This window comes from Pseudomonas sp. SJZ077, assembly GCF_007993905.1.
Taxonomy (GTDB): domain Bacteria; phylum Pseudomonadota; class Gammaproteobacteria; order Pseudomonadales; family Pseudomonadaceae; genus Aquipseudomonas; species Aquipseudomonas mandelii.
On the sequence record NZ_VIUJ01000001.1, the window covers coordinates 279,260 to 302,495 of the forward strand.

Sequence of the window (23,236 nt, forward strand, 5' to 3'; positions counted from 1 at the left end):
CGAATGGTAACAGGCGATACCCGCCCGGCTCCAGTCAGCAGGGCATTTAAGCCAAGGTTGCGTCTACAACGGGCCTGAGCCGCGATGAATGACAGATTATCAGCCGATGGCATTTACCCACTATCGACTGTATGCAAGATTCACCTGCTGATAACTTTCCTTACAATTTCTCGACTACAGTCTGCCCCATGCCTGCCCAACTCAAGCGACGCCTGTTTATTTTCCTGCTGATCGTCCTGCTGATTGCCGGGGGCTTCTTCGCCCAATGGTTCTTCAAGGGGCGGTTTTATGAAAGCACCGACAACGCCTATGTCCAGGGCGAGATCACCCGTGTCTCAAGCCAATTGGGCGCGCGCATCGATCAGGTGCTGGTGCAGGACAATCAGCACGTTGAGAAAGGCCAGTTGCTGATCAAGCTCGAAGGCGATGACTTCCACCTCGCCGTCGACCGCGCCAATGCCACCCTCGCTACCCGACAAGCCGAACGTTTGCAGGCGCAAAGCAAACTGACCCAGCAAGCCAGCCTGATCGCCGCCAGCGAGGCGCAAGTCGCCTCCAGCCAGGCCAGCCTTGGTCGTTCGCAAATCGACTTGTCCCGCGCGCAAACCCTGCGCAAACCCGGTTATGTGTCGGAAGAACGAGTGACCACCCTCTCCGCCGACAACCACATCGCCCGTTCGCAAGTGACCAAGGCCCAGGCCGACGCACAAAGCCAACGCCAGCAAGTCAATTCTCTGAGCGCCGAGATCAAGCGCCTCGACGCGATGATCGCCAACGCCAAAACCGACCTCGCCCAGGCCGAACTGAACCTGACCCGCAGCGAAATCCACGCGCCGATCAGCGGCCTGATCGGCCAACGCGCGGCTCGACAAGGCCAATACGTGCAAGCCGGCGCCTATCTTTTGTCGATCGTCCCGGACCAGGACATCTGGATTCAGGCCAACTTCAAGGAAACCCAGATCGGCCACATGCAGCCCGGCCAGAAAGCCACGCTGACCTTCGACGCCTACAGCGACACACCGATAGACGCACGGGTCGACAGCCTGTTCGCCGCCTCGGGCGCACAGTTCAGCCTGTTGCCGCCGGACAATGCCACGGGCAATTTCACCAAAGTCGTACAACGGATCCCGGTAAAACTGACGTTCGCTTCGGACAATCCGCTGCACGGCAAGATTCGCCCGGGGATGTCGGTCACCGCCAAAGTGAACATCAAAGACGCCCCTGACGATGGCCGGTGATCAACTGATCCGCCCGGCCGGCGAACCGACCCGGCGGGACTGGATTGCGGTGATGAGCGTGATGCTCGGCGCCTTCATGGCCGTGCTGGATATCCAGATCACCAACTCGTCGCTCAAGGACATTCAGGGCGCGCTGTCGGCCACCCTGGAAGAAGGCTCGTGGATTTCCACGTCCTATCTGGTGGCGGAAATCATCATGATCCCGCTGACCGCGTGGCTGGTGCAGCTGCTGTCGGCGCGACGCCTGGCAGTCTGGGTTTCATTGGGATTTCTCGCCGCCTCGCTGCTTTGCTCCATGGCCTGGAGCCTGGAGAGCATGATCATCTTTCGGGCGTTACAGGGCTTCACCGGCGGCGCCCTGATTCCGCTGGCATTCACCCTCACGCTGATCAAACTCCCGGAACACCACCGCGCCAAAGGTATGGCCATGTTCGCCATGACCGCGACGTTCGCGCCCTCCATTGGCCCAACCCTTGGCGGCTGGCTGACGGAAAACTGGGGCTGGGAGTACATTTTCTACATCAACATACCGCCCGGCCTGATCATGATCGCCGGCCTGATGTACGGCCTGGAGAAGAAAGAGGCGCACTGGGAACTGCTCAAAAGCACCGACTACATGGGCATCCTCACGCTTGGCGTCGGCCTCGGCTGTTTGCAGGTGTTTCTGGAAGAAGGCCATCGCAAGGACTGGCTCGAGTCGAACCTGATCGTGACCCTGGGCAGCATCGCGCTGGTGAGCCTGATCACTTTTGTAATCGTGCAGTTTTCCAAGCCCAATCCGCTGATCAACCTCGGCATCCTGGGTAATCGAAACTTCGGTTTGTCGAGTATTTCCAGCCTAGGAATGGGCGTCGGCTTGTACGGCTCGATCTTCCTGTTACCGCTGTACCTGGCGCAGATCCAGAACTACAACGCCCTGCAGATCGGCGAAGTGATCATGTGGATGGGGGTGCCGCAGCTGTTTCTGATTCCGCTGGTGCCCAAGCTGATGAAATACGTGTCGCCCAAATGGCTGTGCGCAATAGGCTTCGGGCTGTTCGGGTTGGCGAGCTTTTCGTCGGGGGTGCTGAACCCGGACTTTGCCGGGCCGCAGTTCAATCAGATCCAGATCATCCGGGCGCTGGGCCAGCCGCTGATCATGGTGACCATCTCGCTGATCGCCACCGCTTACATCCTGCCGCAGGACGCGGGATCGGCGTCGAGCCTGTTCAATATCCTGCGCAACCTCGGCGGCGCGATTGGCATCGCCCTCCTCGCGACCTTGCTGGACGCGCGAACCAAGACCTACTTTGATTACTTGCGTGAATCCATCGTGCCGAGCAATCCGCAAGTGGCGGAGCGAATGGCGTCGATGACGGACCGGTTTGGCAGTGAGACGGCAGCGCTGGGCAAGCTGAGCGAGATTGCGCATCAGCAGGCGTCGATCATGGCGTACAACGATGCGTTTCACTTTGTCGGGATTGCGCTGGGGATCAGCATGATTGCGGTGTTGTTGACCAAAGCGTTGCCGGTGGGGCTCAAGGCTGGCGAGGCGCACTAACCCCGATTGCGGTGGTGACCTTTCGGACGCCTTCGCGGGCGAGCCTCGCTCCTACAAGGTTTGTGGCGCGCCAGCGAGATGTGAACGGCACAAAATCAGAAGGCGCGAGGCTCGTCCGCGAAGGCGCCCGCCCATTCACCGCAAATCTCAGACAGTAATCAATCGATCCCGCAACTTGCCAATCTCATCGCGCATCTGCGCCGCCGCTTCAAACTCCAGATCCCGCGCCAACGCGTACATCTTCTCTTCCAAGGCTTTGATGCGCTTGGCGATCTCGCCCGGCGAGCGCAATTCGGCCTCGTACTTGGCGCTTTCCTCGGCAGCCTTGGCCATGCCTTTGCGCTTCTTGCTGCGCGAACCGGGCACGGTGGCGCCTTCCATGATGTCGGCCACGTCCTTGAACACACCCTTCGGCGTGATGCCATTGGCGAGGTTGAAGGCGATCTGCTTATCGCGACGCCGTTCGGTCTCGCCGATCGCCCGCTCCATGGAACCGGTGATGCGATCCGCATACAGAATCGCCCGGCCATTGAGGTTACGCGCGGCCCGGCCAATGGTCTGGATCAACGAACGCTCGGAACGCAGGAAACCTTCCTTGTCTGCATCGAGAATCGCCACCAGCGACACTTCCGGCATGTCCAGGCCTTCACGCAGCAGGTTGATCCCCACCAGCACATCGAACGTGCCCAGACGCAGATCGCGGATGATTTCGACCCGCTCCACGGTGTCGATGTCCGAGTGCAGGTAACGCACCCGCACGCCATGGTCGGCCAGGTAATCGGTCAAGTCTTCAGACATGCGTTTGGTCAGCGTAGTCACCAGCACCCGCTCCTCCAGCGCCACACGTTTACCGATTTCCGAGAGCAGATCGTCAACCTGGGTCAACGCCGGGCGGATTTCGATTTGCGGGTCCACCAGGCCGGTTGGGCGAACCAGTTGTTCGACCACGCGACCGGCGTGTTCCGCTTCGTAATTGCCCGGCGTGGCCGAGACGAAAATCGTCTGCGGGCTGATGCTTTCAAATTCGTCGAAACGCATCGGCCGGTTATCCAGCGCTGACGGCAAGCGGAAGCCGTATTCCACCAGCGTCTCTTTACGGGAACGGTCGCCCTTATACATGGCACCGACCTGCGGCACGCTGACGTGGGATTCGTCGATCACCAGCAAGGCGTCGGCCGGCAGGTAGTCGAAGAGAGTCGGTGGCGCCTGGCCGGATTCACGGCCCGACAGGTAGCGCGAGTAGTTTTCGATACCGTTGCAGTAACCCAGTTCGAGGATCATCTCCAGGTCGAAACGGGTGCGCTGCTCCAGGCGCTGGGCTTCCACCAGTTTGTTGTTGGTTCGCAGGTAATCCAGGCGCTCCTGCAATTCGACCTTGATCCCTTCGACGGCACCCAGCAGGGTTTCCCGTGGCGTCACGTAGTGGCTTTTCGGGTAGAAAGTGAATCGCGGCAACTTGCGGATTACTTCGCCGGTCAGCGGATCGAAAGCCGACAGGCTCTCGACTTCGTCATCGAACAGCTCGATGCGGATCGCTTCGAAGTCGGATTCCGCCGGGTGGATATCAATCACATCACCGCGCACCCGGAACGTCGCCCGGGCGAACTCCATGTCATTGCGGGTGTATTGCAAGTCTGCCAGGCGACGCAGCAACGCACGTTGATCGAGCTTGTCGCCGCGATCCACGTGCAGCACCATTTTCAAATAGGTTTCCGGACTGCCCAAACCATAGATGCACGACACCGTGGTGACGATGATCGCGTCCTTGCGTTCCAGCAGCGCCTTGGTCGCGGACAGCCGCATCTGCTCGATGTGGTCGTTGATCGAGGCGTCTTTCTCGATGAAGGTGTCCGATGACGGCACATAGGCTTCTGGCTGGTAGTAGTCGTAGTAGGAAACGAAGTACTCGACGGCATTGTTCGGGAAGAACGCCTTGAACTCACCATACAACTGCGCGGCCAGGGTCTTGTTCGGCGCCAGCACCAAGGTCGGACGCTGTACCTGGGCGATCACGTTGGCGATGCTGAAGGTCTTGCCCGAGCCGGTCACACCAAGCAACGTCTGGTGCGCCAGCCCGGCTTCGATGCCCTCGACCATCAGGCGGATGGCTTCCGGCTGATCGCCGGCGGGCTCGAAGCGGGTGACTAGCTGGAATTCAGACATGTATACCTCTGATATCGCGCCAGCGCGGTCAAACCGGCAGCAACGAGAAAGACCGCAAACGACTCACGCCGCCCGAAAAAAAACAGGATTGTGCTCAATGTGGAGCCGATTGCCTGCGCTTTCAAGGCAAACGTCCTACATCCCTTGAAGTCTTTGATGCCGGCATTCGACTAACGGTCGAAAAATAATCGAAAAAACTTACCTGAAAAGCTGATTCGTCTGTCGCCATCAATCGCAGATGGCCTCTATACTAGCTCCCCGTTTGTGCACCGCTCTAGTGCATTCGGCTGGAGCGCGACACGTCCCTCCACACTCCATTCAGAGCCGCCGCAAAAATGAGCCTGTTCTCCGCTGTCGAAATGGCACCACGCGATCCAATCCTGGGCCTCAACGAAGCATTCAACGCCGATACCCGTACCAACAAGGTCAACCTGGGAGTCGGTGTTTACTGCAACGAGGAGGGGAAAATTCCACTCCTGCGCGCCGTTGTCGAAGCCGAGACGATTCGCGTCGCTCAACACGCGTCCCGTGGCTATTTGCCAATCGACGGCATCGCCGCCTACGACCAGGCGGTGCAGAAACTGCTGTTCGGCAATGACTCGCCACTGATCGCCGCTGGCCGCGTCATCACCACCCAGGCCGTTGGCGGCACGGGCGCCCTGAAAATCGGCGCCGACTTCCTCAAGCAACTGCTGCCGAACGCCGTCGTGGCGATCAGCGACCCGAGCTGGGAAAACCACCGAGCCCTGTTCGAAACCGCCGGTTTCCCGGTGCAGAACTACCGTTACTACGACGCCGCGACCCATGACGTTAATCGTACCGGTCTGCTTGAAGACCTGAACGCCTTGCCTTCCGGCTCGATCGTTGTGCTGCACGCCTGCTGCCACAACCCGACCGGCGTGGACCTGAGCCCGGCGGACTGGAAAAACGTTCTGGACGTGGTGAAAGCCAAAGGTCACGTGCCGTTCCTCGACATGGCCTACCAGGGTTTTGGCGATGGCATCGACGAAGACGCCGCTGCCGTGCGCCTGTTTGCTGAATCGGGCCTGACCTTCTTCGTCTCCAGCTCGTTCTCCAAATCCTTCTCGCTGTACGGCGAGCGCGTTGGCGCCCTGTCGATCGTCAGCGAATCGAAAGAAGAAAGCGCGCGCGTGCTGTCGCAAGTCAAACGCGTGATCCGCACCAACTACTCCAACCCGCCGACCCACGGTGCCAGCATCGTCGCCGCGGTCCTGAACAGCCCGAAACTGCGCGCCCAGTGGGAAGAAGAACTGGCCGAAATGCGCCTGCGGATTCGTGGCATGCGCACCCAGATGGTCGACCTGCTGGCGAAAAACGCGCCACAGCGTGATTTCAGCTTCGTCGGTCGTCAGCGCGGCATGTTCTCCTACTCCGGCCTGACGGTTGAGCAAGTCACCCGCCTGCGCAGCGAGTTCGGCATCTACGCCCTGGACACCGGCCGCATCTGTGTGGCGGCGTTGAATCAGAGCAACATTGATGCAGTGACCAAGGCCATCGTTGCGGTGATCTGAGTCTCGCGCAGTACGGAAAACGGGAAGCCTTGGGGCTTCCCGTTTTTTATTCGTCGCAGATAAGTGTCAAAGCGCTATCGGCGCCCTCTAAACTCCACACAACGATGCACCTGCAGGATCGCCGCACCGCTCGCTCCTACAGGTTTTGTGTACACCTGAGAATTCTTACGAGAACCCACATGAAAAACGATGACCTACGCGCCGACCGTGACGAACTGGACCATTTTGTCCCTCGCACACCGGCCAAACGCGGTAACAACCTGGTGCTGCAAGTGGCCGCTGGCGTATTTCTCGGCGGCCTGGCCTTGTGGCTGGTGCAACTGGCCGCCACGATGCTGTACGCCAAGCTGATGCTCGCCACGGTCACCTTCGGCGGTTAAGCCAGTTCGGTCGCACGCTGACTGGCGGCATCGTCATAGGCGACGTAGAGCGATTCGGCGACCTGACTCTTGATCGCTTTGGCGCTTTCCAGACCGAGGACGAAGCCCTCAGCCTTGCCGCCCGCGCGGTTCAGATCGTCAGCGGTGCTGGCTTGGGTGATCGCGTCAAACAGCTTCTCGGCATGCGGGCCGACACCTTTGGGCAGGCTGATCTGAGCGATGCTCATGCGAACACCCCGTTGTCTTGAGGGGTGAGGATTGGGTGATTCATGGCACGTACCTTTTCGGCGAATGGCCGGCAGCGCGTGTAACCACTTCCGGGCGGCCATGGTAGACCTCTGAGGCGATTCTGGTAACCGCCCACTGCCGATAAACCACCGTCCGTCTCCATGAATCCATCAAGTTGCTAACAGATGCTTGACTTCTCTTTCTGAATCAGTAACATACGCGCCATTCCGCGATAGCTCAGTTGGTAGAGCAAGTGACTGTTAATCACTGGGTCCCTGGTTCGAGTCCAGGTCGTGGAGCCAGACAGCAATATCGAAAAGCCCCTGAATCGAAAGGTTCAGGGGCTTTTTTGTGGCCGCTGGAAAAGCAAAAGGCCGATCTGTCTATTCAACAGATCGGCCTGTTTAGCAGGTGCCGCCGTCAGACATGCTCACTGCTTTTAGCATGAGACGCTCGATGCTCGCTCGATTCATGGGCCGCTTCCACCACCGGAATCTCGTTCCCGTCGCAGTCACGCAGTTTACCGTCGCTGAAGTAATCCCCTTCACGCAACGCCGCCAGATCCTGATATCGAAGAACCCGCTCGGTACCGGCCGCGAACACCGATTGCTGATCCGAGTTACCGGCAGTGAGGTGGTTGAAGGCCAGGTTGAGCACGATGGCCATGATCGCCGAGGAGCTGATGCCCGAGTGGAAGATGGTCGCGAACCAACTTGGGAAGTGGTCGTAGAAATTCGGCGCGGCGATCGGGATCATGCCGAAGCCGATGGAGGTGGCGACGATGATCAGGTTGACGTTGTTGCGGTAATCAACCTTGGACAGCGTGCGAATGCCACTGGCCGCCACGGTGCCGAACAGCACGATGCCAGCGCCACCCAGTACCGAGGTCGGTACTGCGGCGATGACCCGGCCCATGAACGGCAGCAGACCGAGTATCACCAGGAACAAGCCGCCGGTGGCGACCACGAAACGACTCTTGATGCCGGTCACGGCCACCAGCCCGACGTTCTGGGCGAAGGCGCTTTGGGTGAAGGAGCCGAAGATCGGCGCGATCATGCTCGACAGCATGTCGGCGCGCAGGCCGTTCCCCAGGCGTTTGGAGTCGACCTTGGTGTCGATGATTTCACCGACAGCAAGGATGTCCGCCGAGGTTTCCACCAGGGTCACCATGACCACGATGCACATCGACAGGATCGCGGCAAAATGGAAGGTTGGCATGCCGAAGTGGAACGGGGTCGGGAAGCCGAACATCGGGCCTTGAGTGACCGACGAAAAGTCCGCCATGCCAAGGAACACCGCGAGGATCGTGCCGATGACCATCGCCAGCAGGATCGACAAACGGGAGATGGTCGCGCTGCCAATCTTGCTCAGCAGCAGCACCAACACCAGCGTCACCGCCGCCAGACCGATGTTGGCCATGCTGCCGAAGTCCGGGGCATGGCTATTGCCGCCCATGGCCCAGCGTGCAGCCACCGGCATGAGCGTCAAGCCGATGGTGGTGATCACGATGCCCGTCACCAGCGGCGGGAAGAACTTGGTGATTCGCGAGAACACCGGCGTGATCAGTAATCCGATCAACGACGCGGCAATTACCGCCCCGAGAATTGACTGAAAGCCGCCCTCCCCGCCGCTGCTGACAATCGCCACCATCGTCGCGACACCGGAGAAGGACACGCCCTGTACCAGCGGCAACTGACACCCGAAAAACGGTAAACCGAGGGTCTGCAGCAATGTCGCCAAGCCCCCCGCAAACAATGAAGCAGCAATCAACAAACCGATGTCCGCCGGCGAAAGCCCGGCCGCCTGGCCGATGATCAAAGGCACCGCGACGATGCCGCCGTACATGGTCAGAACATGTTGCAGGCCGTAAGCCATATTCGCGCCGACCCCGAGGTTTTCGTCCTCAGGCCGTTGGTGTGAAACATGGGGCGTTTTCATGGTTGGGGGGTTCCCTGGTTTTTTGTTATGCGCACACTGTATGCAAGAGTCAGGACAAATGTCTATAGAGTTGTATACAACTCACCAGTCAGATAATGGACACATGTCCATGTCGCCCTTTAGCTGCGCGCCTTTCCCCTCCAAAAATCTTGAAATACATCCTTCATCTGCCTGCTCCCCTGCCCGCTAGTCTTTTGCATTCCAAGCGACCTCCGGCACGGACGCCCCCTCGCTTATACATATAAAGTATGCATAATGAAGTCATTCGAAATTCAGTATCACAAGGCAAAAAACGCAGCCAACAAATTAAAGCATCGCGGCATCAGCCTCGCCGAAACAGAACCGGTGTTTTACGACGAACGAGCACTGACGATTCGGGACAACCATCACGATGAACAACGGTGGATCGTCATGGGCATGGATGCCAAAGCTCGCTTGCTGGTCGTTGCGTACACCTATCGCGATCCGAATTTCGTACGAATCATTTCCGCGCGCCTCGCCAGCAAAAACGAGCGCCGTCGTTATTTGGAGAATTGAACGATGAAAGACGAATACGACTTCAGCAACGCCAAGCGTGGAGCAGTTGCCTCCAGCAAAGGCAAAACCCGAATTACCATCATGCTCGATGATGTCGTCATCGAAGCAGCACGCGCCATGGCGGAGAGCGAGGGGTATGGCTACCAAACAGTGATCAACAACACGCTGCGCCAGGCGCTGCTCAACACCAAGGAAAAAACCACCGCGCACGATCAGTACGCCACGGTGGCGAATGGCGGGCATTTCAGGGAAGGCGTTACTGCATCTGAACTGAAGAGCCTGGAGAAAAAACTCTCAGAGGTCTTGAGCGAGATCCATCGTGTGATTGAGCCTTGAGGGTGTGCCGTTTCAAGACCCAAGGGGGGAACGGAGCCTGCCCCACGCAAAGAAAAAGGGCAGATGTTTTGAATCTGCCCTCTCGGGACGATGGCTATGTCACCTGAATCAACCGCCCAAGCACCTGCCGCAACCCCGCATGCTCCGGCACGCGAATCCCGAACTCCCCCTCCAGCAACCCGATCAACTCCTCCACATCTGCAACCTGCCGCCGTTCGCTCTCGGCGCCCACCCGATGAATCGCAAAACTGCCGTTGTTCAACGTGCGCCTCCAGCCATCCCCGGTGCGCGCGACCAACAGTTGCTTGGTAAACGACGATTCCGGATGGGTCGAGACGTACCAGTTACCGAGGACGTAGTCGATGTCTTCCTGGCGTTGCAGATCGAAAATGTACATCGGCCGCCACTCGCCGCCGACGTTGGCGCGCAGGGTGTAGCCGTCTGCATGGCGCTCGATGCGATACGGATCGTGGGGCGTGAGTTGTGCCGCATCGTTGTCGAGCAGGAGCGGTGCGGTCGGCACCATGCCGCCGAAGCCGACGTCGGCGATGTAGCGCACGCCGTCCAGCGTGACCAGGCTCAAGCGGTGCGTGCGGGCAGTCCAGACACCTTCGGGCTGACCCATGACGACTCGGCCGGTAATGCCGCATGCGTCAAAACCCAACTCCTGAAGCAAGGCTAGAAACGCGTAGTTGAGCTCGTAGCAGTAACCGCCGCGCCCCTCATGCAGGATTTTCCGCTCGATGGATGGCAGGTCGATGCATACCGGCTCGCCGGACAGCGTGGTGAGGTTTTCAAACGGGAAGGCCCCGGTGTGGCGCAACTGGAGTTGGCGCAAGGTGTCCAGGGTCGGCGCCGGGGGCGCGTCGTAACCCAGGCGCTGCAGGTATGCCGCACGGTTCGTCAGGCGTGGTTCGCTCATTGCTCGGTCCTTATGCAGGGGCCGCGGATCTCTCCGCCGATGGGCGCCATGTATAAGGGAAAAAGCGGTTCGACTGACAATTGATTTAGCCAATCGCCCACCCTCTGAACATCAACGTTGTTTGCGCGAACTCAAGCGAATCCACGTCGGCGCATGGTCGCTGGCGTGCGGTTCGTTGCGCACCCAGGCATCGACCCCGGCCTCGTGCAGATAGGGGCTCAGCGCCGGGTTGAGTAGCAAGTGATCGATGCGCAACCCCGAGTTCTTCTGCCAGTGCTGGCGGAAATAATCCCAGAAGGTGTAGAGCCGATCCTCCGGGTACAGATGACGCAGGGAATCGGTCCAGCCCTGATCCAGCAAACGCTGGTAACACTCGCGACTTTCCGGTTGCAGCAACGCGTCCTTGAGCCACGAGCGCGGGTTGTAGATGTCCAGGTCGGTGGGCACCACGTTGTAGTCGCCGGCCAGCACCACCGGATGCTCGCTGCTTTGCAGGTCCTTGGCATAGGCGATCAGCCGTTCGAACCACGCCAGTTTGTAGTCGAACTTCGGCCCGGGTTGCGGATTGCCGTTGGGCAAATACAGGCAGCCCACCAGAATCCCGTGCACCGCAGCTTCCAGGTAGCGACTGTGCGTATCGGTGTCATCTCCCGGCAGACCGCGCCGACTCTCCAAAGGCTGCGCATCACGGGCCAGAATCGCCACCCCGTTCCACGACGACTGGCCTTGCCAGATAGCGCCGTAGCCAATGGCCTCAAGCTCGGCGGCCGGGAATGCGCTGTCGACCGACTTGAGCTCCTGCAAACAGGCAATGTCCGGTTTTTCTCGCTCAAGCCAGGCCAGCAAATTCGGCAGCCGGGCACGCATGCCGTTGACGTTGAAAGTGGCAATTTTCAGGTTTTTCATAGGCCGGGGCTCGCAACGGATGGACGATATCCAGTTGTGACCGGAGTGCGCCATGGCAGTTGCGACGACAACTGAAGCAGGCGACTAAAGGTCCCCCTCACAAAGGATGCTCATCACGCGATGCCTTGAGCAATGGCAGCAGCGCCTGGTTTTCCATCGGCCGGCTGAGGTAGAAACCCTGCACCTCATGGCACTCGTCCGAGATAAGGAAGTCCAGTTGTTCCAGGGTCTCGACGCCCTCTGCGGTCACCGTCAGCCCCATGGCCTTGCCCAGGTTGATGATCGCCTGCACCACCGCACGGTCGTTACCGGTGCCGCTCATGGACGAGATGAAGCGCTTGTCGATCTTGATCCCGTCGAACGGATACGTGCGCAGATAACCCAGCGACGAATAACCGGTGCCGAAGTCGTCCATGTTCAGTCGCACACCCAGCTCCTTCAGCGAGTTCATGGTCGCGAGCGCGCCGTCGACATCGTTGAGCATCACGTTTTCGGTGATCTCCAGCTCCAGTCGACTGGCCGGCAAACGACTCTGGATCAACGCCTCCCTGACATCCTCCACCACGTCACTGCGAACAAACTGCACGGGCGACAGGTTGACCGATACCATCAGCTCACCCGGCCAGGTCAGTGCCGTCTCGCACGCCTCACGTAAAACCCAGCGCCCCAAGGGCACGATCAGATCGGTCTGTTCGGCCAATGGAATAAACGAGTCGGGCCCCAGCAACCCCTGCACAGGATGCTGCCAGCGCAGCAACGCTTCGACCGAGACGATCTGCTTGCCATCGACGTGATAACGAGGCTGATAGTGCATCACGAACTCATTGTTCTTGATCGCCTGACGCAGGTCGTTTTCGAGTTTGCGGCGATGCTGGATCTGGTCGTTCATGTGCGGCGCAAAGTAGCACCAGGTTTTCTTGCCGTCGGATTTGGCCTGATACAGCGCGATGTCGGCACATCGAATCAACTCCTCCGGCATGTGCCCCTGACGCCGGCTCAAGGCGATACCGATGCTCGCACCGATGTGCAGCGTGTGATGGTCATAGTGGATCGGCTGGTGCAGGCTTTGGAGGATACGTTCGCATATGCGGTCGATTTCCGTGTGGATGTCCATTCCATTGAGTACCAGCACAAACTCGTCGCCGCCCAGTCGGGCGACCAGGTCAATGTCCCGCGTGCACTCACGCAAACGGGTAGCCACCTCCAGCAACACCGCATCGCCGGCCGGGTGGCCGAGGGAATCATTGATCGGCTTGAAGTTGTCCAGGTCGATCATCAACAACGTCAGCGGCGCCGAATGCTCCTTCAGCACCAAAGCGTCTTCGAGGTAGCGCGCCAGCTTGTTGCGATTGGGCAGGCCAGTCAGCGCGTCGTGCAACGACAGATGCTGGATCTGCGCATGGGCGGCGACTTCATCGGTGATGTCACTGGCCGTGCCGCGGTAACCCACCACCGCGCCTTTGCTGAGGATCGGTCGCGCCGATACCCGACTGATCCGTTGCTGCCCCGACTGTTCGCGATAGGAGCAACGCAGGTGACTGACGCTGTGCTCTTCGTCGAGCTTGTTCAGCCACAGCGACAAGGGCGTAGTGTCGCAATACAACAACTGCTCGATGCCCTGCCCCAGCCATTGCTGATCGGAAAACCCGGTGACGGCGCCAAAACGCCCCGACAGATACGTGATGCGATGCTGGTCATCGATTTCCCATATCCAGTCAGACGCGGCCTCGGCCACTGCACGAAAACGTTCTTCACTGGCCTCCAGCGCCTGGTTCGACAAATCGAGTTTGATGTAACTGGCATCCACGTGCCCGGACGTGCGCAACACGTAACGAAAGAAGTAAGCCGTCAACAACGCGAGAATCAACAGCGCGCCGCCCAGTGGCGGCAGCAGTGACCAAAGCAGCTGATGGCCTGGCTGCTCGAGCTGCGAGACCAAACTATAACCGGTGCCCGTGAGTCCGACCGCAGGCTGACCGGGAGCAAGGGTGTTGTCAGGTGCGAGGCTCAAGTCATGCAAACCATAGTCGGCACTCAAGGCGCTGAGCTTCTGCGAACTCAATTGATCGACGAACACCAGCACCGACGTGCTTTGGGGATCGACCGCCGGCCTTTCGTCATTGGGCACGATCGCCGCCGCCGTCAATAGCGCGGGCTGCCCCTCGAAGAGCGTGAACCGGCTGATGGGGGCAAGCAGGCTTTCCTGGCCCTGCACCTCCTCGATCAGTGCTGCCATCGCTATCGACAGCCAGGCCGCCGCGTCGTCCTGGACCTGAAGGCCGCGCACCACGGCGTATTTGGTTCGCTGAGGGTCGACCACAAAAACGCCGTCGTAATGATCCAGGGTGAACAGGGTTTTGCCCATGTTCTGCTCAACGTAAGCCCACTGCGCGTCAACTTCGCCATTCAAATGATCGTAGGCCGTGGTCCAGTTTGCATAACTGGCAACGTAGTTTTTCGAGGCTGAGATGCGGTTTTCCAGCGCGCGCTGGGTGTAGAACGTGGTCTTGGCCAAGTCCTGGGCATCGAGCCGGCCGGCAATGTTGAACAACGCAACCAGAGCAATCAGCACCCCCAATACAAATACCAGCCCGACAGACCAGACCAGGTTCCGTGTGATCGGTGTATGGCGCGCTGGTGCGGCGGCGGTCGTGGCGGTCAATTCCATGCATGGGATCCTGTCAATCGATTGCCTGCGTCCATTGACCATAGCAGCCAGGGTCCAACATCGCGCCACGACTATTGCCAATCGGCAGCCGCTACCCTGTGATGGCGCGCGTCGTCAACCTGCAACAGGAGGGCACCGTGCGCCACGAACGGATCATGCCGGATGGACGAACACGCACTCGCTACGGTCCAGCATCATTGATGAGAAATGGCCGTTGGTGCGGGAGAGTCTTGAGAAGAAGCTGAACGGATACAGCCCTCTCTGACACCTGCAAAACGACTGTGGGTACGAGCCAGTTCGCGAAGACGGTGATCACGCTCGTCGATCGGCCCCACCACTCGTCATCCAACCGGCACCAACCGCCCCACCCTTCACACCAACATCAGGTAACGACTCATCTTTGGAGACGTACCCTGATGAACCTCAAAATGACTTCGATTTTTCTGGCCGGATTGCTGAGCGTCGCTTCGGCGGCCACCTTTGCGGCCTCCGGCGATGGTGTTGATGCGACCGGTACGAAATCCGGCGCTACCAGCGGTTCGACCATGCCGCCCGATAACACCCCCGGCTCGCCCTCCTCCGGAAACAGTACGGATTCGGGTGGTGGTTCCGGTACCGGCACCAGCGGTGGGGCCAGCGGTTCAGGTTCCGGCGCGGGCGGCGGCACCGGTGCTGCCGGCGGTGGTACCGGTGGGGCTGGAGGTGGAACAGGCAGCTGAACGCATAAAAGCAGGCCGTGATGAACATCGCGGCCTGCTTTCATACGACACCTTCATAGCCGCTTGACGGGGGGTGGCTCCCACTTACCGTTAAGCGCCTCGGGCTTGGGTCCGTACAAGCGCATCGTCAAGTTGAACGGACCTTTTGGCGCGGGCAGCCAATTGGCTTCAAGTTCCTTTCCGGGACTTTCGTTCTGGAAGTAAATATCCAACGATTGATCCGCATTGGTCTTGAACGGCATCCAACTGCTGACCGCAAAACGGTTGAGTTCGTTGCCGACCTGGAACCCTTCAGAGTCGTACAGGGTGATCGACCAGAAAGCACTCACGGGCGGCACCTCTCCCTTGTCGAAATGCAGCACGTACTTGTTAGAACCGTCGAGCGGCCTGCCTTTGTCATCGCCGATATTTAACGGATAAATCGCATCCTCGGGCAGGTTGGCGCCGAGCCCGACTTGCGCAACGATGGCGCGTTTAAGGTAGTAGTTACCATAGACGCCCATGGTGTCGGTATTCATCGACCAACCGTTGACCACGCGCGCGAGGGTTGCAACCTTCCACTTCATCAGCGCCTGAGCTTCCTGGGGCACGGTTTGAAGTGCCGCCTGGACATCGGGATCGATTGCATCGAAATCAAACGGCTTGCCGGCCTCGATACCAATGCGCTGCATTTGCGCCAGTATCGGCTGATCGGTGATGTGGGGCGGATGCACTTTGAGCAGCGCGGCGGCGTAGACGAAGTAATCGGCCGCTGACATCGTATCGATCTGAATTTTTGGCGGCGTCTTCATGTCCACCGCCGGGTCGATGTGCACCTTGATCGGTTCAACCTTTTCGCCTAGCCGCGACAACGGCGTCACGGTATAGCCCGCCTGAATCTTATGCACCGCAGCGTAGTCCGCAACTCCGTCGGTCTTGGTGCGACCAATGACCCAGACAAAAGGTGTGGGGGCGGGTAAATGATTCAATCCGGGCGGCACCGTTCCGGTCCATCCCGGCGGCGTCACCAGAAACTGACTGGCCTCTGTACCTGTCGTGCGCCAACCTGGCGAGGCAAAGACATCGCTCCACATATCAAGCATCGGCAACAAGTAAAATCGCCCGGCGGTGTCCGGTGCACTAATCACCAGCGGCTCCTGGGTCAAGTCGAGCCAGGCGATGGAGTACAGGGTGTCGAAGTTCGACCGCACCACTCCCTTGAAATCTGCGGGCGGGTACTGCGGCACACTCACAAACATGTTCATCGGGCCCTTGCCAAACTCTTTGCCGGGTTCGATGTTGGTGAACTGCTTGCGGGTAAGATCCATGGTCAACAGCGGGTAAAAATACAGGTAGGCATCCACGCCGATGGCGTGAGCTTCTTGCTGCGTGATTTTCGATTGAGCCTGGCTGGCCAGCGGAAAGACAGCACAGGCTGCCAGGGTTAGAGCAACGGCTGTCAATGCTTGAGGTATCAACATTTCGGCGATCGTCCGTGCAATGGGGAGGTCTGCCGGGCTCGGCAGAGCTACGGACACTCTAGACGATCAAAACAATTGGATCTGACAGGGAGACCGACGGACGAGCGACTGTTGCACAGCTGAAACAACTGCAACCAATTCTTAACGATCGGAGCGCATCAACGCCTCCACGCCGCCCTCCAGCGACAACACGGATGCACGGTTTCGACCCGAATGCTTGGCCTGATAAAGCGCAGCATCCGCTCGTTCGATGAACAGTTCGATGCTGTCTCGCCCGGTCGGCACGAACGCGTAACAGCCAAGACTGACCGTCACATATCCCGTGGGTGAACCGTTGTGGGTGATGTTCTTGTCCATGACGCTGCGGCGGATCTGTTCGGCAATCACCAACGCACCGTGAATGTCGGTGTCAGGCAGCAGCACCGCAAACTCCTCGCCGCCATAACGCACCGCCAGGTCTGCTTTGCGGTGGCAGCAACCCTTGACCGCACGCGCCACTTCCGCCAGGCAGTGGTCCCCTGCGACGTGGCCGTAAGCATCGTTGTAGCGTTTGAAGTAATCGATATCGAGCATGATCAGGCTCAGCGAACTCGACTGCCGGGCGCCTCGGCCAAACTCGATGTCCAGCGCCTGCTCGAACAGTCGGCGATTGGCCAGGCCCGTCAGGCTGTCATGAGTCGCGATCAGCTTCAGTGCTTCCTTGGCCTTGCGCAAATCGGCCTCGACCCGCACACCGACGCGCACCTGGCGAACGAACACCCAACCGAACAGACCGACACCCAGCACCACCAAGGCAACGATGACGCAGGATTGAAATGCGGTGTCGTACCAATCCTTGAGAATCGAATCCCTGGACGATGCCGCCGAGACCACCAGCGGATAGGCGTCGAGTTGACGGTAGCCATACAAACGTACAACGCCATCGACCACCGAGCTGATCATCGCGTTGCCGGCGGGCGCGTTGGGCAAGAGTTTATGAAAGATTTCTCCCTTGGCCAGGGATGTGCCGATCTGTGATTCCACAAATGGCCTTCGCGCCAGCAACGTGCCGTCGGTCAGCGCCAAAAACATCGAGCCGTTGTCATCGATGCTGAAGCTTTTGAAGAACTGATCGAAATAGGCCATTTTGATTCCGGCCAACACCACGCCCTGGAAGTTGCCGTTCTTGTCGTTCACCCGCTTGGAGAGCGGAATGATCCACTCTCCATTTTCCCGACTGCGAACCGCCGGCCCTATGTGCGCGAGGGTGGATGCGTTCTGCTGGTGGAACGTGAAGTACTCTCGATCCGACACGCCCGGACCGCGGGTCAAATCATCGAACGACGTCACGACCCACTGCCCTTGCTTGTCGAACAGAAATATCCCGTGCAATTGGTCGAGCGCCTGCGCCCGCCGGGCAAAGGTTTTCTGCAACCGTGGCTTTTGTGCCGCGCCGTAGCCATCGACCTGAATCCAGTCCACCAGACTGGTCAACACCAGGTCGGCTTTCATGAAGGTGTCTTCGGCCTGCTGCGCCATGGCGCGAGCCAGGTTCGAAGACGCGACTTGCGCCACGTCCAGCGCGTGGCGCCGCGATTGCTCCAGTTGCAGATAAAGCAGACCACAGAGACACAGGCACACCGTCGCGATAAACAGCACCGCTGCCTTGAGCAGAGATAACCGTTTCAAAGCGCCGCCAGGAGTTTGCTGCGGGTCTTGAGTGAGGATAGGCAAAAGCTCGTCCTGTAAGGGCAAGGCATGGGCAAAGGCCCAAAGCCCTTAATTTTTGTGAGCTTAGTCTACCCGCTAGTGTGGGGCAATTGTCCTTTGGCCAGCCGCCGCATCGCACTGTGCAAATGCGCCCGAGCACTTTCGGCATCGCCCAGGCGCATTTGCTCGTAGGCCCGCCGGGCAATGTCGTGGGGTACCGGTTTGAGTTCGCGCTGGGTCGCCATGGCTATCAGTTGCACTTGCGCGGCACGCTCCAGGTAGTACAAATCATCCCAGGCTTCGGCGATGGTCGGCCCGGCGACAATCACCCCGTGGTTCTTGAGGAACAGGATGTCAGCGTTGCCCATGACACTGGCGATCCGGTCGCCTTCGGATTCATCGAGGGCCAGGCCGTTGTAGTTTTCGTCCACCGCCGTGCGGCCGTAAAATTTCAGCGCCGTCTGGCCCAGCCACAAAAGCGGCGGACCTTGCAGCAAGCACAACGCCGTGGCGTGAGGCATGTGAGTGTGGAACGACACTTTCACCCTCGGCAGCTGTTTGTGCAGTCGGGCATGGATGTAAAACGCGGTCGCCTCGGGCTGTCCTTCGCCGTCCACGACATTGCCGTGGAAGTCGCACACCAGCAGATTCTGCGCCGTCACCTCGGCGAATGCGTACCCGTAGGAATTCACAAAAAACAGATCATCCCGGCCCGGCACCATCGCCGAAAAATGGTTACAGATGCCCTCCTCCAGGCCATGCAGCGCGGCCAGTTGAAAACACGCAGCCAACTCGGTGCGGGCGGTGATGACGGCATGTGAATCGAGGTTGAGATCGGCATAACGCGCGGAACGCGAACCGCCTGCAAGGGTGTGTGCCATGACGAGGTCTCCGTGTTTTGTTACCAGCCGAGGGATGTGAATAAAGGCACGACCTGATCCAGCGTGCTCAATATCTCATCGGGTCGGTAATCCGGCAGCAATTGCCGACCGGTGCCACGGTCAATCCATACACAACGAAAGTGCATGTCTCGGGCGGCGGTGTGATCCAGTGTCGGGCTGGCGCAGATGTGCACTACTTGAGCTCGACTGACACCGAGCTGCTCATGAGCGTAGTCAAACAGGCGCGGATTCGGCTTGTACGCCCCGGCCTGTTGCGCAGTGATGACTCTATCGATATGCCCCCCGAGTTGCGCGACGTTGCCGGCGATGATGTCGTCGTCGGTGTTGGAGACGATGCACAGTTTGAAACCCATTGCCTTGAGTTTCGCGAGGGTCTCGATCACCTCAGGGAACGGCGGCATCCGCGGAATCGCGCCGGCCAACCGCTGACTGTCTTCGGGCCGACTCGTCAGCCCCAACTCCTCCAGGGCGAGCTGCAACCCGAGCGTGCTCAGTTGGCGAAACGAGCGATGCGGTGGAGTCTGCTCCAGCCGATGTTCATGCCGGTCGTAGACCTCGATGAGGCGATCGGCTTCAACGCTGTGGTCGCCCTTGTCGTGCAGGATGTCGGCGACCACGGCCTTGAGGCCTTCATCCCACTGGATCAACGTGCCGTAACAATCGAAGGTTAGCCATTCGGGACGCGGGGTATTTTCGAGTGTCATGTTTGTATCCTCTGAAGGGTGATCTTCAGATTACGAGCCGCTAGTGATAGTGTGAAATTAAATTAATGTCGATTAGTCAGTAGAAAATCAAATATCAAGGAGATCGCCATGCTTGATCTTGAATTGCTCAAGACCTTCGTCTGCGTGGTCGATGAAGGCAGCTTCACCCGCGCTGCCGAACGCGTGCACCGAACCCAATCCACGGTGAGCCAACAGGTTCGCAAGCTGGAAGTTTTGGTCGGTCATTCCCTGCTCCTGCGTGACCGAACTGGCCAGAACGTCACCGTCACCGAGCATGGCGAACTGCTGATTCACTATGCCCGACGCTTGTTGGCCCTGTCCTCTGAAGCCGTTGAAGCCTTGGCCAGCGACCTGGATCTGGAGATCCTGCGCATCGGCGTACCGGAGGACTTTGATGCGCGGCGTATGGCGCTGATCCTTGCCGGTTTCAATCGCGCCCGCCCGCACGCCCGGCTGGAAACCGTCAGCGGCATGAGCACGGATCTGAAGCAGAAACTCGCATCGGGTGAGATCGACATCGCCTTGGTCAAACGCGAACCGGACAGCGGACCGTGCTGGGCGGCGTGGCCGGAAGTGCTGGTGTGGGTCAAAGGCGCGGGGGTCGACTCGGCCAACGGCGTGTTGCCATTGGCGTTGTTTCCGCAAGGGTGCATTTATCGGCAGCGGGCAATCCGCTTGCTGGACGTGGCACAGCGCCCCTGGCGCGTGGCGTTTGGCAGCCATAGCTTGACCGGTATCCAGGCGGCAGTCGCTTCGGGGCTGGGGGTGTCCGTGCTGCCGGCTTCGGCGGTGTTGCCGGAGCACAGCGTGTGCACCGATTTGCCGGAGTTGCCACCGACGGAGCTGGCGTTGATCAGCCGCGAGGGCGCGTTGACCGGGTTGCAGCGGGATTTGGTGGAGTTTTTGCGGGAGGAGTTGGCGGTCTTGGGCAATTGAGTGTGAATAGAAATGATTTGTCACGCTTGTGTCGCTGACATGACGCAGGGCAAAGCGCGGATAGCAGTGAAGGAGCTACGATTACTCTTACATCACGACAGGGAATCGAAATGAGTAAGGCAGACGAACTCGCGGCGAAGTTGAAACAGACCCGGTCTACCAGCGCAGATCAGATGATCGACAGTTGGCCCGGCCAAGTCTACGAGTTGTATGAGCAGATAGAGGCGTGGCTGAAGCCGCTGACTGAGGTAGGCCTGATTCTGCGACGCAATCCGACACATGTCTTCGAGTGCGATTCAGAGGGTGCGACTTTCGATTACGCGATCGACCAGCTTCTGATCGAAGGCAATGAGCACGGCATCACCTTCGACCCTGTTGCGCGCTTCACTGAAGATGGCGCTGGGCGTGTCGAGATTCACTCGACGGGCAAAGAACTCGCGCTGTTACGCACAGCGGACGCGGATGGCGAGACACATTGGTGGTTGCAGGTGATTGAGCAGGCCGGACAGCAACTGGATGCGGTTGCGTTGACGGAGAACAATTTACTTTCGGTGGTGCAGGAAGGTCTGCAGCTTTAACACCCAGACGAACAACGAAGACAGATCACCCACACCGGAAAGGGGACGGACTTACTATCAAGTCCAATCCCCTACTGCCGCGCCGGTCCCGCCGCCACCACCGATCCCACCGCCGAATGCAAATCCAGCACTGGCATCGGCGACGGCCGATTCAGCGCCCGCAACACCGGCGCATCGTAGCCATACACATCAGGCTTGAACGCCACTCGCCCGTCGCTGCCCAAATCCACGGTCCAGTACGCCAGCAACACCGGCACTTTCACCGGAAGCCGAATGTTCTCGGTCTTGCCGCTGGCCAACTGCTTTTGAATACCTTCGCTGTTCCACCGGACCGGGTCGTTGAACAACAATTCCACAAGCTGCAGCGGATTCTCTACCCGAATGCAGCCCGAGCTGGTCGCGCGGATGGTTTTGGCAAACAACTCGCGGTGCGGTGTGTCGTGGAGGTAAATCGCATAGTCGTTGGGAAAGCGGATCACCACCCGGCCCAGCGAACTGTCAGGCCCGGCGTCCTGGCGCAACGTGAGGCCGCGTGGATTGGTCCAGTCCACACTCGATGGATCGAGCACATTGCCTTCGCGATCAAGCACTCGAATGCGATTGGCGGCGAGGTAGCCGGGGTTGCTCTGGATCTTCGGCAACACGTCCTCCTTGAGGATCGTCGGTGGCACTGTCCAGGTCGGGTTAAACGTGATGTAGGTAATCTGCGCCTGGAAGACTGGCGTATTGCGCGCCGCTTTACCGACCTGCACCCGGGATCGCCAGATCGGCACGCCATCGCGGTACATCGCCACCTTGTAGCCGGCGATATCGACGATGACGAATGTGCCCTGGAGTTTGTAGAGCAGCCAACGTGCACGCTCCATGTTCACGCGGACCTGGTCGATGCGCGCATCAACGGGCACGTTCAGCGCTGCCAGTGTTGTCGCCCCTGCCATGCCGTCCGCACTCAGGTATTGCTCGTTCTGATACTTTTTCACCGCGGCGGTGACGGCGCCGTCGTACTGGGTGCCGTGGATCAATCGCGGATCGAGAAAACCGGCCGCGACCATCCTCGCGCGCAATTGCGCGACCGCCGGTTCGTCCATGCCGGGTTTGAGCGAATGGTCGACAATCACCTTCGGCCAGCCGCCCCGGTCCCGAATGCCGCGCAATTGCGCCAGGGCCTGACGCAAACCGACGTACACCGCTTCTTGCGGCGGTGCCTGGGCAAAAGCCTTGGCCACGTCGTGATTGTCGAGTGCGGCGAAGAAAGCATTGAAGTCGTCACGTGGATCGACGCCATTCGAATCAAAATTCCAGTGAATGTCGAGCCGCGAAGGGTCGACCTTGCCCCGCCGCAACTGCAGCAGCGCGGTGATAAACGTATGCGTGGTCGCCAAATCGAAAGCCGCCCGCTGCTCGGGCGTCACCGGTGTCGTCCGCATCGTGGTTTGCGACCGGACCAATTCATCGATATGAAAGTCCGCCGGGGTCAAGCCGTCGGACTCAGTCGCGTTCAGGCTGGCGATCAATTGCGCGACATCGCTGTCATTGGTCCACGCCGCGCGATAGGCACGATGGGTATAAAAATCCATGACCAGACGGCTGACATCCACGCGACGATTGCGTGGTGCGGTCAGCAGCGGAGGAAAAGCGCTTTTCAGCGGTTCAAGCGCGGCCTGAATCGCTTGACCGACGTTATCATCCGCTCCAGCCTCGATAATGGAGGTAGGCGCATTTAGTGGCTCAATCGACGACGTTTGCCCAAGTGCTGTGCCGCTTATCAGAAAGCCCATAAAAAATACGCGGCTTATGACGAATAACCTTGTTAAAAGCACCATGAATAATCCTTAATCC

At 59.2% G+C, this 23,236-nt stretch carries 20 protein-coding genes, 1 tRNA gene and 1 pseudogene; 11 read left to right on the forward strand and 11 right to left on the reverse strand.

What is annotated here, in order from left to right:
• Positions 1-188 precede the first annotated feature (188 nt).
• Together FBY01_RS01550 and FBY01_RS01555 are read left to right on the forward strand one after the other, a co-directional pair.
• Positions 189-1,238, forward strand: a complete 1,050-nt coding sequence (locus FBY01_RS01550) for an HlyD family secretion protein (RefSeq protein ID WP_077750244.1) — start codon at positions 189-191, stop codon at positions 1,236-1,238.
• Between the two features lie 49 nt (positions 1,239-1,287).
• Positions 1,288-2,778: an MDR family MFS transporter gene (locus FBY01_RS01555; protein ID WP_172962157.1), complete on the forward strand. Its 1,491-nt coding sequence runs from the start codon at positions 1,288-1,290 to the stop codon at positions 2,776-2,778.
• A 147-nt stretch (positions 2,779-2,925) separates the two neighbouring features.
• Here FBY01_RS01555 and uvrB read toward each other — a convergent pair whose 3' ends face one another.
• The gene (uvrB, locus tag FBY01_RS01560; protein WP_010456056.1) at positions 2,926-4,941 is read right to left on the reverse strand and encodes an excinuclease ABC subunit UvrB; all 2,016 of its coding nucleotides are present in this window, start codon (positions 4,939-4,941) and stop codon (positions 2,926-2,928) included.
• A gap of 335 nt (positions 4,942-5,276) precedes the next feature.
• On the opposite strand from uvrB, the gene FBY01_RS01565 reads away from it, so the two are divergent.
• Entirely contained in the window at positions 5,277-6,473 is a 1,197-nt protein-coding gene (locus tag FBY01_RS01565; protein WP_010456058.1) for an amino acid aminotransferase, read from the forward strand.
• A 179-nt stretch (positions 6,474-6,652) separates the two neighbouring features.
• Positions 6,653-6,853, forward strand: a complete 201-nt coding sequence (locus FBY01_RS01570) for a hypothetical protein (protein WP_010456060.1) — start codon at positions 6,653-6,655, stop codon at positions 6,851-6,853.
• Here FBY01_RS01570 and FBY01_RS01575 read toward each other — a convergent pair.
• Positions 6,850-7,080, reverse strand: a complete 231-nt coding sequence (locus tag FBY01_RS01575; RefSeq protein WP_010456061.1) for a hypothetical protein — start codon at positions 7,078-7,080, stop codon at positions 6,850-6,852. The two genes, FBY01_RS01570 and FBY01_RS01575, sit on opposite strands and share 4 nt — an antisense overlap.
• 227 nt (positions 7,081-7,307) lie before the next feature.
• Between FBY01_RS01575 and FBY01_RS01580 the strand changes: the two genes are divergently transcribed.
• Positions 7,308-7,383: transfer RNA gene (locus FBY01_RS01580), tRNA-Asn, on the forward strand.
• A gap of 118 nt (positions 7,384-7,501) precedes the next feature.
• Here FBY01_RS01580 and FBY01_RS01585 read toward each other — a convergent pair.
• Entirely contained in the window at positions 7,502-9,019 is a 1,518-nt protein-coding gene (locus tag FBY01_RS01585; protein WP_145306022.1) for a nucleobase:cation symporter-2 family protein, read from the reverse strand.
• Positions 9,020-9,274: 255 nt separating this feature from the next.
• Here FBY01_RS01585 and FBY01_RS01590 point away from each other — a divergent pair, with 255 nt between their 5' ends.
• Together FBY01_RS01590 and FBY01_RS01595 are read left to right on the forward strand one after the other, a co-directional pair.
• Positions 9,275-9,556 carry a BrnT family toxin gene (locus FBY01_RS01590; RefSeq protein ID WP_010456077.1) on the forward strand — a complete coding sequence of 94 codons (282 nt, stop codon included), beginning with the start codon at positions 9,275-9,277 and terminating at the stop codon, positions 9,554-9,556.
• Between the two features lie 3 nt (positions 9,557-9,559).
• Positions 9,560-9,892 carry a BrnA antitoxin family protein gene (locus FBY01_RS01595; RefSeq protein ID WP_010456079.1) on the forward strand — a complete coding sequence of 111 codons (333 nt, stop codon included), beginning with the start codon at positions 9,560-9,562 and terminating at the stop codon, positions 9,890-9,892.
• A gap of 94 nt (positions 9,893-9,986) precedes the next feature.
• Here the strand turns inward: FBY01_RS01595 and FBY01_RS01600 are convergent, their stop codons facing one another.
• The 3 genes from FBY01_RS01600 to FBY01_RS01610 all read right to left on the reverse strand — a co-directional run bounded on the left by FBY01_RS01600 (position 9,987) and on the right by FBY01_RS01610 (position 14,388).
• The gene (locus FBY01_RS01600) at positions 9,987-10,814 is read right to left on the reverse strand and encodes an arylamine N-acetyltransferase (RefSeq protein ID WP_145306020.1); all 828 of its coding nucleotides are present in this window, start codon (positions 10,812-10,814) and stop codon (positions 9,987-9,989) included.
• 111 nt (positions 10,815-10,925) lie between these two features.
• The gene (locus FBY01_RS01605) at positions 10,926-11,720 is read right to left on the reverse strand and encodes an exodeoxyribonuclease III (RefSeq protein WP_010456084.1); all 795 of its coding nucleotides are present in this window, start codon (positions 11,718-11,720) and stop codon (positions 10,926-10,928) included.
• 97 nt (positions 11,721-11,817) lie between these two features.
• Positions 11,818-14,388: an EAL domain-containing protein gene (locus tag FBY01_RS01610; RefSeq protein ID WP_145306018.1), complete on the reverse strand. Its 2,571-nt coding sequence runs from the start codon at positions 14,386-14,388 to the stop codon at positions 11,818-11,820.
• A gap of 122 nt (positions 14,389-14,510) precedes the next feature.
• Here FBY01_RS01610 and FBY01_RS31755 point away from each other — a divergent pair.
• Positions 14,511-14,653, forward strand: a pseudogene (locus FBY01_RS31755) (GNAT family N-acetyltransferase); the annotation flags it as partial.
• A gap of 151 nt (positions 14,654-14,804) precedes the next feature.
• Positions 14,805-15,107 carry a hypothetical protein gene (locus FBY01_RS01620; RefSeq protein ID WP_372241855.1) on the forward strand — a complete coding sequence of 101 codons (303 nt, stop codon included), beginning with the start codon at positions 14,805-14,807 and terminating at the stop codon, positions 15,105-15,107.
• Between the two features lie 53 nt (positions 15,108-15,160).
• Here the strand turns inward: FBY01_RS01620 and FBY01_RS01625 are convergent, their stop codons facing one another.
• The 4 genes from FBY01_RS01625 to FBY01_RS01640 form a co-directional block, all read right to left on the reverse strand.
• Positions 15,161-16,567 (reverse strand): DUF1254 domain-containing protein, encoded by a 1,407-nt coding sequence (locus FBY01_RS01625; RefSeq protein ID WP_145306016.1) that lies wholly within the window; start codon positions 16,565-16,567, stop codon positions 15,161-15,163.
• A 141-nt stretch (positions 16,568-16,708) separates the two neighbouring features.
• Positions 16,709-18,280: a GGDEF domain-containing protein gene (locus FBY01_RS01630; RefSeq protein WP_145306014.1), complete on the reverse strand. Its 1,572-nt coding sequence runs from the start codon at positions 18,278-18,280 to the stop codon at positions 16,709-16,711.
• 65 nt (positions 18,281-18,345) lie between these two features.
• On the reverse strand, positions 18,346-19,137 hold the full coding sequence (locus FBY01_RS01635) for an aldolase (RefSeq protein WP_145306012.1): 792 nt from the start codon (positions 19,135-19,137) through the stop codon (positions 18,346-18,348).
• A gap of 20 nt (positions 19,138-19,157) precedes the next feature.
• Positions 19,158-19,862 carry a haloacid dehalogenase type II gene (locus FBY01_RS01640; RefSeq protein ID WP_145306010.1) on the reverse strand — a complete coding sequence of 235 codons (705 nt, stop codon included), beginning with the start codon at positions 19,860-19,862 and terminating at the stop codon, positions 19,158-19,160.
• Positions 19,863-19,970: 108 nt separating this feature from the next.
• Here FBY01_RS01640 and FBY01_RS01645 point away from each other — a divergent pair, with 108 nt between their 5' ends.
• Both FBY01_RS01645 and FBY01_RS01650 read left to right on the forward strand, forming a co-directional pair.
• Positions 19,971-20,819, forward strand: coding sequence for a LysR substrate-binding domain-containing protein (locus tag FBY01_RS01645; RefSeq protein WP_145306008.1), 849 nt, complete (start codon positions 19,971-19,973; stop codon positions 20,817-20,819).
• A 110-nt stretch (positions 20,820-20,929) separates the two neighbouring features.
• Positions 20,930-21,397, forward strand: coding sequence for a hypothetical protein (locus tag FBY01_RS01650; RefSeq protein WP_010456100.1), 468 nt, complete (start codon positions 20,930-20,932; stop codon positions 21,395-21,397).
• A gap of 71 nt (positions 21,398-21,468) precedes the next feature.
• Here FBY01_RS01650 and FBY01_RS01655 read toward each other — a convergent pair whose 3' ends face one another.
• Entirely contained in the window at positions 21,469-23,220 is a 1,752-nt protein-coding gene (locus FBY01_RS01655) for a murein L,D-transpeptidase (protein ID WP_145306006.1), read from the reverse strand.
• Positions 23,221-23,236 lie beyond the last annotated feature (16 nt).